11 protein-coding genes and 1 pseudogene are annotated in these 12,987 nt (G+C 60.1%); 2 read left to right on the top strand and 10 right to left on the bottom strand.

Annotated features, from left to right (window positions below):
* Nucleotides 1–12: 12 nt before the first annotated feature.
* From ACQY1K_RS03465 to ACQY1K_RS03425, 9 genes and pseudogenes are all read right to left on the bottom strand, one after another.
* Nucleotides 13–498, bottom strand: a complete 486-nt coding sequence (locus ACQY1K_RS03465) for a F0F1 ATP synthase subunit B (RefSeq protein WP_062453686.1) — start codon at nucleotides 496–498, stop codon at nucleotides 13–15.
* Nucleotides 499–502: 4 nt separating this feature from the next.
* Entirely contained in the window at nucleotides 503–1,147 is a 645-nt protein-coding gene (locus ACQY1K_RS03460) for a F0F1 ATP synthase subunit B (RefSeq protein WP_430258892.1), read from the bottom strand.
* 80 nt (nucleotides 1,148–1,227) lie between these two features.
* Nucleotides 1,228–1,455 (bottom strand): F0F1 ATP synthase subunit C, encoded by a 228-nt coding sequence (locus ACQY1K_RS03455; protein ID WP_037087706.1) that lies wholly within the window; start codon nucleotides 1,453–1,455, stop codon nucleotides 1,228–1,230.
* Nucleotides 1,456–1,522: 67 nt separating this feature from the next.
* Nucleotides 1,523–2,275: a F0F1 ATP synthase subunit A gene (locus tag ACQY1K_RS03450; protein ID WP_062453688.1), complete on the bottom strand. Its 753-nt coding sequence runs from the start codon at nucleotides 2,273–2,275 to the stop codon at nucleotides 1,523–1,525.
* Between the two features lie 63 nt (nucleotides 2,276–2,338).
* Nucleotides 2,339–2,692: pseudogene (locus tag ACQY1K_RS03445) on the bottom strand (AtpZ/AtpI family protein).
* 242 nt (nucleotides 2,693–2,934) lie between these two features.
* Nucleotides 2,935–4,110, bottom strand: a complete 1,176-nt coding sequence (locus ACQY1K_RS03440; RefSeq protein ID WP_209903671.1) for a cell wall hydrolase — start codon at nucleotides 4,108–4,110, stop codon at nucleotides 2,935–2,937.
* 251 nt (nucleotides 4,111–4,361) lie between these two features.
* On the bottom strand, nucleotides 4,362–6,263 hold the full coding sequence (locus ACQY1K_RS03435; protein WP_430258313.1) for a potassium transporter Kup: 1,902 nt from the start codon (nucleotides 6,261–6,263) through the stop codon (nucleotides 4,362–4,364).
* A gap of 272 nt (nucleotides 6,264–6,535) precedes the next feature.
* Nucleotides 6,536–7,702, bottom strand: a complete 1,167-nt coding sequence (locus ACQY1K_RS03430) for an Mrp/NBP35 family ATP-binding protein (protein WP_184653999.1) — start codon at nucleotides 7,700–7,702, stop codon at nucleotides 6,536–6,538.
* A gap of 379 nt (nucleotides 7,703–8,081) precedes the next feature.
* On the bottom strand, nucleotides 8,082–8,816 hold the full coding sequence (locus ACQY1K_RS03425) for a helix-turn-helix transcriptional regulator (RefSeq protein WP_062453693.1): 735 nt from the start codon (nucleotides 8,814–8,816) through the stop codon (nucleotides 8,082–8,084).
* Between the two features lie 189 nt (nucleotides 8,817–9,005).
* Between ACQY1K_RS03425 and ACQY1K_RS03420 the strand changes: the two genes are divergently transcribed.
* Together ACQY1K_RS03420 and ACQY1K_RS03415 are read left to right on the top strand one after the other, a co-directional pair.
* On the top strand, nucleotides 9,006–9,899 hold the full coding sequence (locus ACQY1K_RS03420; RefSeq protein ID WP_430258312.1) for an SMP-30/gluconolactonase/LRE family protein: 894 nt from the start codon (nucleotides 9,006–9,008) through the stop codon (nucleotides 9,897–9,899).
* Between the two features lie 227 nt (nucleotides 9,900–10,126).
* Nucleotides 10,127–10,735 (top strand): PRC-barrel domain-containing protein, encoded by a 609-nt coding sequence (locus ACQY1K_RS03415; RefSeq protein ID WP_184654001.1) that lies wholly within the window; start codon nucleotides 10,127–10,129, stop codon nucleotides 10,733–10,735.
* Nucleotides 10,736–10,825: 90 nt separating this feature from the next.
* Here the strand turns inward: ACQY1K_RS03415 and ACQY1K_RS03410 are convergent, their stop codons facing one another.
* The gene (locus ACQY1K_RS03410; RefSeq protein WP_430258311.1) at nucleotides 10,826–12,871 is read right to left on the bottom strand and encodes an FAD-dependent oxidoreductase; all 2,046 of its coding nucleotides are present in this window, start codon (nucleotides 12,869–12,871) and stop codon (nucleotides 10,826–10,828) included.
* Nucleotides 12,872–12,987: the final 116 nt, after the last annotated feature.

Raw genomic sequence — 12,987 nt, 5'->3', positions numbered from 1 at the left:
TGTATCTGAAGCTTAGTTCAGGCGCGTTTGAACCGTACCGACCGCGTCCCTGAACAGGGCTTCCTGCGTTGCTGCATCGGCCTTGCGGGCGATAACGCTTTCGGCGGCAGCGATGGCGAGGTCGACGGCGGCTGCGCGAACGGCGCTCACGGCATCGGCTTCCGCCTGCTTGATCTTCTGCTCGGAAACCGCGTTACGGCGGGCGACGAATTCTTCCGTCTTCTGGCGCGCTTCTTCCGTCAGGGCTGCGGCTTCGCGTTCGGCGGAGGCCACAATGCTGGCAGCGTCGGCTTCGGCCTGCTTGCGCTTCTTCTGGTATTCAGCCAGCAGCGCCTGGGCTTCTTCGCGAAGCTTCTTGGCTTCGTCGAGTTCGCTGCGGATGTTGGCGGCGCGTTCGTCGAGCGACTTTGCCATCATGCCCGGCACCTTGATGTAGATCAGGATGCCGAGGAAAATGACGAGACCAACGAGTGCGAAAAATGTTGCGTCGAATGCCATGCGATCAGGCCCCCGTCTTGGCGGCCGCGACGGCAGCCTTGATGTCATCGCCGCTTGCCTTGCCGCCGATCATGAGATCGACGATGGCGGATGCGGTCTCTTCGGCGATCTGGCCAACTTCAGCAAAAGCCTTGTCCTTGATCTCGCCGATGCGGGTTTCTGCTGCACTGAGCTTTGCGGCCAGTTCGGCTTCGATGGCGCTGCGGTCGGCAGCAGCCTTGGTCTTGGCGGCTTCGCGGGCCGCTTCGGCAATGCCGTGCGACTTGGCGCGGGCGGCGGCCAGTTCCTTTTCATAGGTCTCGACGGCAGCATCGGCTTCCGCCTTGGCGCGGCCTGCTTCCTCGAGATCCTTGGCGATACGATCGTGACGATCCTCGATGATTCCGCCAACGCGCGGAACGATCACCTTCTTCATGAGAAGGTAGAAGAGACCGAACGTGATGACGAGCCAGAGAAGCTGCGACGCGAAATGGGATGAGTCGAGCGGCGGAAACGCGCCACTGTGCTCAGTGTCGTGGGCGACACCGGTTTCGGTATGCACTTCGCCAGCCGGAGCAGCATGCGGTTCGGCCGCCGGTGCGGCGCCCGATGCTGCAGGCGTTTCAGGAGCGGCCGGCGCGGTCTGCGCATATGCCGAAGTCACGAACATCATCACCTCCGGGTGAATTCCAAATGCGAAGGATCACGGTGCGCTTTGAAACGACCGTGATCCGAAGTCCAGGTCTGGTATTAGACCACGAACAGGAGAAGGAGAGCTACGAGCAGCGAAAAGATGCCCAGAGCTTCCGTAACGGCGAAACCGAATACCAGACGGCCGAACTGGCTGTCAGCGGCAGACGGGTTGCGCAGGGCGCCCGACAGGTAGCTGCCGAAGATGTTGCCGAGGCCGAGGGCCGTGCCGGCCATGCCAAAGCAAGCCAGACCTGCGCCGATGAACTTTGCTGCTTCCGCTTCCATGATGAACTCCTTGAATGGGTTTGCGGCTGATGACTGACGCCTCAGGACGCCAATTTGGTAGTTATTCTTAGTGCCCGCCGGGATGGACCGCGTCGTTCAGGTACATGCATGTGAGTACCGCGAAGACATAGGCCTGGAGGAAGGCAACGAGGAATTCGAGACCGGTCAGGGCGACCGTCATGGCGAGCGGCAGGATGGCGCCGCCGATGCCGAGTGCGCCGAGTGCTCCAAGCGAGCTGACAAAGCCCGCGAACACTTTCAGCGTGATGTGGCCGGCCAGCATGTTCGCGAAAAGACGAACGGAGAGCGAGATCGGCCGGGACAGGAAGGAGATGACTTCGATGACAACGACCAGCGGCAGAAGCGCGCCGGGAACGCCGCTTGGCACGAACAGCTGAAGGAAGCCGAGGCCGTGCTTGTAGAAGCCGTAGACGATGACCGTGCCAACCACCAGCAGAGCCAGTGCGAAGGTGACGATGATCTGGCTGGTGACGGTGAAGAAGTAAGGGAACATGCCGAGCAGGTTTGCCGTAAGCACGAACATGAACAGCGAGAAGACCAGCGGGAAGAACTTCATGCCGTGGCTGCCGGCGCCTTCGCGCAGCATGTTGGCAATGAACTGGTAGGACATTTCGGCGACCGACTGAGCGCGGCCCGGGATCAGGCTGCGGGCGGACGATGCGAAATACAGGAAGCCGGCTGCGCAGGCGACCGTAGCAGTCATGAACAGCGATGCATTGGTAAAGGATAAGTCGATACCGCCGATCTCGATCGGGACGATCTTGCTGATCTGGAACTGATGGATCGGATCGTTTGCCACCGCTTACCCTCTTTCATATGCCGCCATGCCGGCGGCTCAATTCGTGTTGCGAAACCGAGCATGTTAGTGCCCTGCCCCGTCCCCGCTGCCTTTTTTCCGCAAGGGCGGCGGCTCGGCCACCTTGCCCACGGATCGAAGCACGTTCAGAACACCGGCGCAGAAACCAAGAAGGAGAAGAATTATCATCCCCCACGGCGACGTGCCGGCATAGTAATCCAGTCCATAGCCCAGAATGGCGCCGACTGCGACAGCCGAGATGAATTCGGAGGAAATCTTGAAGCCGAGGGCCATGCCCTTTCAACTTTCTTCAGATTGCGCTTCCCGCTTCGCCTCTACCGCGTCACCAGCCTTCCGATCCGCCAATTGTGCGGACAGACGCTTTCGGCGTTCTTCCAGACCATCCTCGCGGTTGTCCATCCTCACGTCCTCCCATCCGCCCTTGTTCGGAGCGGACCAACCGCAACAGCAGCCAGCGGGGTTTCGCGCCTTCCGGCCCGCTTCTAAGTCGCGCGCAACATAGTTTTGAGAGGACTTATAGTCAAGGCGGTGCCGGGCCTTGATTCAGGGGAAATTAACACTTCGATTTCAATCGGTTATCGCTGAATTCCCGGCAACATGGCAAAACCTTCGCGGGAATATTCACAGATCGGCCGGGTTTATCAGCTCCAACCACCACCATAGGTACGGTAAAACACGTGCAGACCGATGCGTCCGACCTTTTTCATGGTCTTTGCCCAGTTCGGACGCACATAGACCGCGTGGTAGTGAGTGGCCGAGCCGACTTCCGGCAACCAGATCTTGCCGGCGGTCACCGCCATCGCTACTTCCTGGGCTGTTTCGAAATGATCCGGCGCGCGGATTCGATCCGGAATGTTGTCGCAGGCGAAGGAGAACTGGCAGCGGTTGCGCCAGTCTTCGTTCTGATAGACGACGTCGCAGATGCTTTTCGGATAGTGCGGATTGCGGACGCGGTTGAGAATAACCTGTGCGACCGCGGCCTGGCCACGCACTTCTTCTCCGCGCGCTTCAAAATAGATTCCGGCGGCCAGGCATTGCTGCTGCTTGGGCGAAAACGATTCTTCCGGCAGCGCCGTTGCTGCCCAGGCGTGGTCTTCCGGGCCGATCGGCGGAATGAAGCGGCCGGTTTCGGGCTTTGCGCCGAGGATCGCATCGAAGGGTGACTTGCGTGAGAAGTCGGGCTTGGCCGGTGCATAGGCGGTTGCCAGCACATCGGCCTTTTCGTTGGTGATGAGATCGGCGAGCATCGAAGGAAGACCGGGCTCCTTTACCTCGTCCTTGCGGAAATAGAATTCGGCGAGCTCGACCGGCTGGTCGTCGGCTTCGGCTTTGACGAAGGCGGTCATTTCATCGCTGGCATCCACAGGCGTGGTCAGTGAGCTGGAACGCTCGAGGATCGACCCGGCCGAAAAGGCCTTCGGCGGCTGCATCTGTTCGACGGCTACGATCCGGCTCTTCTTTTCCGCGCGGTTGACGCGGTCTTCGTCCGGCGTGTCCTCACCTGACTTCTCGTTGCCGGTGAATGCAACGCGGCGACCGTCGGGCAGCGTCATGCCGGCATCGCCGCCGAGCACGGAACCGCCACCCGGAAAGGCAAGCGATGCGTTATGAAGGGAGCCGGCCGGCGAGTTGGTCATGACCATGCGCCACTGGTCGCGGCCGCGGTCGATGCCGGAGAGGAGATCGGTGAGATCGCCTTGTGCGGGAACGGCTGGAAACACCAGCCAGGCAGCAAGTCCAAGGACGCCAGGCGCCAGCCAGATATCGCGGCGCGACAGGGCACGGTGCAAAAGAGACTTCGTCCGAGCCGCCGGCATGGCCACTTTAGAGGACTTTCGACGCTGTACGGTCTTCGAACGCAAAACCGGCTACTCCACAAGGCAGGTCAACCAGGGACCTCAATGACTGATCGATGGGTCAAACATCAATCATTAACCTTGATGAGCAGTTAACGCTTATAGACAGAATCCCTTGTAACGCTGGGATTTGGGCATTTTCACTTAAACGTCAGAGGCTCGTGTCCGAAATGCCACGCGGGTTTTAGGCGACCTCTCCGTCACCCTTTCCGTCAGATGATGACGTGCGAACCCAGTTCGACGACGCGGTTGGCCGGCAGGTGGAAATAGTCGGACGGATCGGTTGCGGCATTGGCGAGCGCGATAAACAGCCGGTCCTGCCACATGGGCATGCCGGAGGCTGCGTCCGGTACCAGCTTGCGTCGGCCGAGATAGAACGACGTCGACATGATATCGAACTTGAAGCCGGTCTTTCTCAAATAGGCAAGCGACTGCGAGACATTGTGGGATTGCATGAAGCCGAATCGCAGCTCGATCACCGTAAAACGATCCGACAGCTTCTCGACCCGGTAGCGGTCCTCGATCGAGACGCGCGGCTTGTTGACCGTGATGATGGTCAGGATGACGTTCTTCGCATGCAGCACGTGATTGTGCTTGATGTTGTGCAGCAAGGCCGCGGGTGCCGTCTGCGGATCACCGGTCAGGAAGATGGCGACGCCGGGCACGGACACCGGAGCATGATCGCTTTTCTTTTCCACCATGGGGATAAAGGTCTGCAGCGGCACATCGATGCGGCGGGTCTTTTCGAACAGGATCGCAGCACCCCGCTTCCAGGTCCACATGACGACGGTAAAGCCGATCGCCATCATGACCGGCACCCAGCCGCCATCATGGATCTTCAAGAGATTGGCGCCCAGGAAAACGAATTCGAGCAGCAGAAGCGGCGCGAGCACAAGGGTTGCCAGCACACGCGGCCAGCGCCATCTCAGCCGAACGAACTCGAACGCCATCAGCGTCGTCACCACCATGGCGCCGGTTACCGAGATGCCGTAGGCGGTGGCCAGAGCATCGGAGCTCTCGAAACCAAGAACCAGCGCGATGACGCCGACCAGAAGCAGCGTGTTGACGCCCGGCAGGAAGATCTGGCCGGTATTGGTTTCCGAGGTGAACAGGATCTGCATGCGCGGCAGATATCCGAGATGGATCGCCTGGCGCACCAGCGAGAAGGCGCCGGTAATGACAGCCTGGCTTGCGATGATGGTGGCGCAGGTGGCGAGAATGATGACCGGAACGAGCGCCCATTGCGGGAACATCAGATAGAACGGATCGCTCATCGCTGCGGGATGGCTCAGCACCATGGCGCCCTGACCGAGATAATTCAGCGTCAGTGCCGGAAAGACCAAAACGAACCAAGCCCACTGGATGGGACGGCGACCGAAATGGCCGAGATCAGCATAAAGCGCTTCCGCGCCGGTCACGGTCAGAAAGACGGCGCCGAGAACGACGACGCCGGCAAAGCCTTCTTCGCTCATGAACTGGAAGGCATGCAATGGATTGAAGGCGGCAAGAATACTAAGGTCGTCGAAAATATGCACCAGGCCGATGCCGCCCATGACGAGAAACCAGACGGTGGTGATCGGTCCGAAGAACTTTGCCACCATGCCGGTGCCCTTCGACTGGATGGCAAACAGCGCAACCAGGATGGCAATTGAGATCGGCAGAACGGCACTTTCGAAATGCGGGGATACGTATTTCAGGCCTTCCACCGCAGACAGGACCGACAGCGCCGGCGTGATCATCGCATCGCCCAGAAACAGCGCGGCGCCGATCAGTCCGAGCAGCATCAGGACAGCCCGATTACCGCACGCGCCTTTGGTCATGAGCGCCAGAAGCGACAGCGTGCCGCCCTCGCCATCGTTATCGGCACGCAGGAGAAACAGAACGTATTTGAAGGTGACGATGATAGTCAGCGTCCAGATCATCAACGAGATGAGGCTGATGATTTCCATCTGCGTGACGCCGTCATGGGCGACGGGCTTCAACGCCTCGCGAAAGGCATAGAGCGGACTCGTGCCGATATCGCCATAGACGACACCGACCGAGCCGAGCGCAAGCGCGAACAGCCCATGTCCTTTGGTTTTCTCGGCGGCACTATGTTCTGCTGGGTGGCCCATTCGGCATCTGGCGTTCGAGCCAGCCTTTCAACGGAAAAATGCGGATACTTCGCTCCGCCCGCGAAGAGCAAGGAAGCGCCCTCCGGCGGGAGGCGCCTATAAAGACAGCAATTGCACAAGGCAAGGGCTGCAACTGCACGCTTTCACTATCGCCGCAGACGTCTAGCGGCGATGTTTAACAATTTAGAAACAAAAAGAGAGGCGATTTCAGAGTATTGACCGCCACTGACCGTGTATTCCTGCCCGGGAGACCGTCCAAACTCGAATAGGTTCTATTCGAAAACGATGGCAGGCGCCTTGCGCAGCGGCTTGCCCTTAATCTCTGCCCAGGCCTTGGATGCGATCTCCCGATAAACGGCGGCGGATGCACTGTCCGGATCGGAAACGACGACCGGCGTGCCCGCGTCGGAGCGTTCGCGGATGTCCATCGTCAAAGGGATTTCGCCGAGGAAGGGAACGCCGATGCGCTCGGCTTCCGACTTTGCGCCACCATGGCCGAAGATGTCGTAGCGGGTGCCCGTATCGGGAGCGAGGAAGTAGCTCATGTTCTCGATGATGCCGAGGATAGGTATCTCGACCTTGCCGAACATGGCGATGGCCTTGCGGGCGTCGATCAGGGCGAGATCCTGCGGCGTCGAGACGATCACGGCTCCCGCAAGCGGCACCTGCTGGGCGAGCGTCAGCTGCACGTCGCCGGTTCCAGGCGGCATGTCGATTACGAGAATATCGAGCTCGCCCCAGCCGACTTCGCGCAGCATCTGCAGCAGTGCCGACTGGATCATCGGGCCGCGCCAGATCATCGCGGTGCCCTCCTCGACCAGAAAGCCGATCGACATCGCCTTCAGACCATAGTTCTGCATCGGGGCGATCTTCCGGTCTTCAAGCTGCTGCGGCTTGCCGGAGATGTTGAGGAGACGCGGGATGGACGGGCCGTAGATATCCGCATCGAGAATGCCCACCTTGAGACCGTTGGCCTGGAAACCGAGTGCCAGATTGACTGCTGTCGTCGATTTGCCGACGCCGCCCTTGCCGGACGCTACCGCGATGATGGCACCCACGCCCGGAACGCCGGCTTTCGGTGCGGGCTGTCTCGGCCCGGGTGTGGCGGGGGTGTGCGGATGCGCGTGACCGGCGGCAGACGCTTGCGGCTTTGGCGGAGGTGCCGTCTTCGCAGGTGCCGTTCCAGCTCTGCGATCGGCCGTCAGCGTAACCAGCGCGCCGTTGACGCCCTGCATCGCGGCGACCGTCCGTTCGGCGGCCATGCGCAGCGGCTCGAGTTCGGTTGCGCGATCGGCCGGCACCGTAATCGAGAAATAGACCTTCTTGTCGGAGATAAAGACGTCGGAGACCATTCCGCGAGAGACGATATCACCCTCGAGGTCGGGTCCGCGAACCTTCGCGAGAACCGCCAGAACCTGTTCCTTGGTGACGTCGGACATTGCCTGCTCCTGATAGCGATCTCGACACAAACTGCCCGCGCCGGATCCAAGGCTTATATAGGAAGTGTCACCGGTCTCGAGCAAGACGCTTCGTTGAAACGCCCCACGTCAGAAAAAAGAAAGCCGCTACCCGGATGGCAGCCAGACGGCGCCCCGGGTAGCGGCTTGTTTTTATCGCGCCTCTTGGGACGCTTTCAGCCCCCTCTGGACCTGCCTGTAGACAAGCACGAACCATGCCAGACCGTAATGCGGATGTTTACGTAGTCGAAACAGGGTGTTAGGGACAAGCAACTCGAGAGCGTTGGGAATTTGCCCAGTGAACGATCAATTGACCGCGTAGAAAACAGAGGCGTTGATCAAATAATGATCGCCCGCATCGTTACTTGATGATGCCGGATCGCAACGCCTTGGCAACCGCCTGGGTGCGGTTGACGGTATCGAGCTTGCGGGCCGTGCGGTTGAGATAATGGTTTACGGTGTGCTCGGAGAGTCCAAGGATCTCGGCAATTTCCGCGCTGGTCTTACCCGCAGCCGTCCAGTTCAGGCAATCGACTTCGCGTTCGGTCAGGACATCGTTGGTCTTGACGTCGAGGCTGCGGATCTGCGCCAGCTGTTCATAGACGTGAACCGAGAGATAATGCAGTTCCATCATCTGCTGCTGGTCAAATGTCTTGCCCGTACCGCCGAAGCAAACGGCGCCGCGATTGCCGAGCCGGTCATGGACGGGGAAACAGGCGCCGCGCTGGATGCCGAACCCGGAAAAGATCTGCGTGACCTCGTCGCTCGAATTGATCACGCCGCGATCGCTCGAGAGATCGAAGACGAAGGGCGTCGTGAACTTGCGCAGATGTGCAAGGCCGGAGCTGGTCTGCATCAGACCGCTTTTGTCGAACTGCGACATCAGCTCCGCCGGCCAATTGGTAACGACGGTATTTTCGGACAGTTCGCGAGACGTGATCGACGGAAGGTTGAGAACCATGAAGGTGCGACAGTTATAATACTGCGTCACTCGCTTCAGGAACCGGATGACATCAAACTGGGTCTGCAGGGTGGCGATTTCGGCGACACTGCCGTCGAGAAAGGACATCTCTTCGGCTTTTTCGGTCTTAGACATATACTGCTTCTTGCTCCGACCAGACCTTACGCACGCAAACGTCACCACGTGATGGTGATAGGTTCTCGCATTTGCGAATCTTGTCGCATGGTTTCAGGAATTTGTCAGGGAAAATCTGATGACGCGGCTAGCCATCGCGGCGGTTCGCGTTAATTCTGCAACGAACAGAAGCTTCTGCGGAGGATGCCCGTGACCACAGCCGATTTTGTCTCTCACCCGTTCCAGGGTAGCGTATTGTCCTCGACGCCTTGTGAACTTGGCGAAGGAGCCAGCTTTGATGCGGACACCGGGACGATCTGGTGGTTCAGCATTCTCGAAAAGCAGCTTCGCTCGCTCGACATCAACACCGGCAAAGAATCTGTGCAGATCCTCCCCATAATGGGGAGCGTTCTCGTGCCGGTCGACGCCGAGCGGCAGCTGATCGCCTCCGATCAAGGGCTCTTCATACGGGATCGCGCCACCGGCGAACTGACCCTGCACTGCGACCTCGAGAAGGACAAGCCGGACAACCGCTCCAACGACGGCCGGCTGCACCCTTCCGGTGCGCTGTGGATCGGCACGATGGGGCGCACCGCTGCGGAAGGCGCGGGTGCGATCTATCATGTCGTGGGCGGCAAGGTCACGACGCTGTTTGACAAGATGAGCATTCCGAATGCGATCTGCTTTTCGCCGGACGGAAGCATCGGCTATTATGTCGACACGCGCATCAACCACCTCATGCGTGTCGACCTTGATCCATTGACCGGACTCCCGACGTCAAAACCCACCCTCTTCATCGATGGCAGCGGCAGCCCCGGCGGAATGGATGGCGCGATCTGCGATCAGGACGGCACGATCTGGAACGCCCGCTGGGGTGAAGGTGCGGTCGACCATTATGGTCTGGACGGTGTCCTTCTCGCGCGTTTCGAAGTGCCCGCCAAGAGAACGACCTGCCCTGTCGTGATCGGAAATGGGCGCTTGGCTGTCACATCAGCCTGGGAGGGAATGGACCAGGACGCCCGAACCTCCGATCCGCTGGCGGGAGCGTTGTTCGAACTCGCCGTTCCAGTCACGCTTGGTCAGGAACCCCGATACTCGGCCTGACTTTAAGGATCTATATTCTCGCTGATAAAGCCCCAAACCCGCCAAGTGCTGAAACGTTCCGCAGTCTCTGCCTAATAAAACGGCATGGAAATGCGGAACCAAACCGGCGTTTCGGCCATTTCCCTACCGAAGCCAAGCAGAACGAACGCGTCCTTCTTGGTCGAGACGGCCCTTCAATCCGAGAAGCCGTCCTTCACGACGAATTAGATGGAAAAGGTAGGAACACGATGAAAAAGACTCTCAGCACGATCGCCGCAGCAGCCGTTCTCATGGCGTCCACCACACTTGCGCCGGCTTTTGCCCAGACGGCACAGCCTGCTCCGGCGACACCGGCAGCACCTTCGGCACCGGCCGATACCACGACAACGACTCCGGCTGCACCAGCAGGTGGCATGGCTGCCACTGCAGACGGCAATTACCTGACCGAACAGGCGACCACCCAGGTCAGCGCCAACGATTACATCGGCAAGTCGATCTACAATTCGGCTAACGAAAGCATCGGTGACGTCAACGACCTCCTGTTTGAAGAAAACGGCGGACTCGTTGCAGCAGTTGTCGGCGTCGGCGGCTTCCTCGGCATCGGCGAAAAGGATGTAGCCCTTCCGATCAGCAAGCTGACGCTCACCCGCGATGCACAGAACAACAACGAAGTGCGTCTGTCGACCACCGAAACGGCCGAAGCGCTGAAGTCTGCTCCAGAGTTCAAGACACTGGACGACAAGCAGGCAGCATCCGACACATCGACCACGTCGTCCACGATGAACCCGGCTCCGGGAACTCCGGCAGCACCGGCTGAAAATGGCGCCACAACTCCGTCGACGGCTCCTAAGAACTAATTTTAGGGACCTGGAACGGGCTACACGCCACGTGACAGACGATTGAATGGAAGAGGCGGCATTGATAATGCCGCCTTTTTCGTGCGCGGTTTACAGAAGCGAGCAGTATCGCAGCGCATCGTAGATCGCTGCATGGACATTGCGGCTTGCCACAGCGTCGCCGATCCTCACGAGATCGAAAGCCGCGCCGGGGTTCTTCGGCAGCAGCGGCGCTCTTCTGTTAATCAGCATCGCGTAGTCCACGGCGCCAAGATTGCGCGAGAGCGGCTTCAACTCGAAATAGAGATCCGCGTTCGCGGCCGTGCCGTGCTCGACCACGACCTGTGCGACACGCCTTTCCTCGACCACATCCTTTGCGTAATCGGATCCGAGGCTTGCCACCAATGCATTGCCGTCACGCCGCACCGACTTCAACCGCGTGTTGATCGTCACGCGGACACCCTTCTCGGCAAAAATCCGTGCGTAGGGGACATGGTTCATGCCCCCCATCTCAGGTGCGAAGAAGCGTTCGGGGGAGACAAGCTCGAGATCCGCGCCTGATGTGGCGATGACTTCGGCGGCACTCATACCCGGATGGCCGCCATTGTCATCGAACAGCAGAACCGGGCCTGCGGGTTTGGCAGATCCGGCGAGAATATCCCAGCTGGAGGTCAGAAGCTCTTCGCCCGCCTCAAGTTGCGGCGATTGCGGTATGCCGCCGGTTGCGACGACGACGAGTTCGGGCTCGAGTTCGAGGACATCGTCGGCGCCGGCAAACACGTCGTAGCAAATCTCGACACCCAACCGCTCAAGCTCCGCCAGCCGCCAGTCGATGATGCCGATCATCTCGCGGCGGCGCGGATTGCGAACCAGAAGATTGATCTGGCCACCCGCCTCCCCCGTTGCCTCAAGCACGGTGACGGAATGGCCGCGCTCTGCCAGCACGCGGGCCGCCTCGAGCCCGGCAGGACCGGCACCGATCACGACGGCCCTTCGGACAGCTGCTGACTTTTCGATCACATGCGGCAGCAAGGCTTCGCGCCCCGTCGCCGCATTGTGGATACAGAGAGCCTCTCCTCCCTCGTAGATGCGATCCAGACAGTAGGTCGCACCGACGCAGGGGCGAATGGTCGCCTCCTTGCCACTTGCTACCTTGTTCGCGATATGCGGATCGGCAATGTGGGCACGGGTCATGCCGACCATGTCGAGCTTGCCTTCGGCGACCGCATGCCGGGCCGTTGCAACATCGGCGATACGGGCCGCATGAAAGACCGGGAATTTCGTCGCCTTCCTGACATCGCCGACAAAGTCGAGATGCGGCGAGGATCGCATGCCCTGGATCGGGATAACCTCGTTCAGATCCGCATCGTGATCGATATGGCCGCGGATGACGTTCAGGAAGTCGATGCCGCCCGACGCCACCAGCCGGCGGGAGATCTCGATCCCCTCTTCGCGGGAAAACCCCTTGTCCCAGTTCTCGTCGGCAACCAAGCGGATGCCGACGATGAAATCCGGACCGACGGATTTGCGCACCGCATCGATCACCATGGTCGAAAACCGCATGCGGTTTTCGAGCGATCCGCCGAACGCATCGTCGCGGTGGTTGGTGGCGGGCGACCAGAACTGGTCGATCAGGTGGCCGTAGGCTTCGATCTCGATGCCATCGAGACCCGCCGCCTGCATGCGGCTGGCGGCATCGGCATAGTCTGCAACGATGCGCTCGATATCCCAGTCCTCGATCTCCTTCGGGAAGGCGCGGTGGGCGGGTTCGCGAATGGGAGATGGCGCCAGCACAGGAAGCCAGGCCCCCTTGTTCCATCCGGTCCGGCGCCCGAGATGGGTGAGCTGGATCATCACCGCCGTGCCGTATTCATGACAGTCATCGGTGAGCTTCTTCAGCCACGGCACGATGTCGTCGCGATAGGCGTGCAGGTTGCCGAATGCGGGTGGACTGTCCTGCGAGACGATCGCGGAACCTGCGGTCATGGTGAGCGCGATGCCGCCCTTTGCCTTTTCGAGATGGTAGAGCCTGTAACGATCCTTCGGCATGCCGTCTTCGGAATAGGCCGGTTCGTGCGCCGTCGACATGAAGCGGTTCTTGAGGGTGAGATGCTTCAGCTGAAACGGCTGCAGAAGGGGATCGTTCGAAACGGACATGGTGATCTCGCAATGCGGCTTGCAAAACCACATCATCGCGCAGCGGACAGCCCCGTGCGAGCATCAGACGCGGCGCGGACTGTCCACTCCGCGCCCTCTCCTCAACGGTGGTGGAG

Source organism: Neorhizobium sp. IRS_2294 (assembly GCF_050500145.1).
Classification (GTDB): Bacteria; Pseudomonadota; Alphaproteobacteria; order Rhizobiales; family Rhizobiaceae; genus Neorhizobium; species Neorhizobium soli.
Note: the sequence above shows the minus strand (reverse complement) of the source record. Positions and strands in the feature narration are given on the sequence as shown.

What these genes read in the sequence shown, in the direction of transcription:
- ACQY1K_RS03465 (WP_062453686.1), bottom strand. Translation starts at nt 498, where the DNA reads ATGGCATTCGACGCAACATTTTTCGCACTCGTTGGTCTCGTCATTTTC.
- ACQY1K_RS03460 (WP_430258892.1), bottom strand. Translation starts at nt 1,147, where the DNA reads ATGTTCGTGACTTCGGCATATGCGCAGACCGCGCCGGCCGCTCCTGAA.
- ACQY1K_RS03455 (WP_037087706.1), bottom strand. Translation starts at nt 1,455, where the DNA reads ATGGAAGCGGAAGCAGCAAAGTTCATCGGCGCAGGTCTGGCTTGCTTT.
- ACQY1K_RS03440 (WP_209903671.1), bottom strand. Translation starts at nt 4,110, where the DNA reads ATGCCGGCGGCTCGGACGAAGTCTCTTTTGCACCGTGCCCTGTCGCGC.
- ACQY1K_RS03435 (WP_430258313.1), bottom strand. Translation starts at nt 6,263, where the DNA reads ATGGGCCACCCAGCAGAACATAGTGCCGCCGAGAAAACCAAAGGACAT.
- ACQY1K_RS03430 (WP_184653999.1), bottom strand. Translation starts at nt 7,702, where the DNA reads ATGTCCGACGTCACCAAGGAACAGGTTCTGGCGGTTCTCGCGAAGGTT.
- ACQY1K_RS03425 (WP_062453693.1), bottom strand. Translation starts at nt 8,816, where the DNA reads ATGTCTAAGACCGAAAAAGCCGAAGAGATGTCCTTTCTCGACGGCAGT.
- ACQY1K_RS03415 (WP_184654001.1), top strand. Translation starts at nt 10,127, where the DNA reads ATGAAAAAGACTCTCAGCACGATCGCCGCAGCAGCCGTTCTCATGGCG.
- ACQY1K_RS03410 (WP_430258311.1), bottom strand. Translation starts at nt 12,871, where the DNA reads ATGTCCGTTTCGAACGATCCCCTTCTGCAGCCGTTTCAGCTGAAGCAT.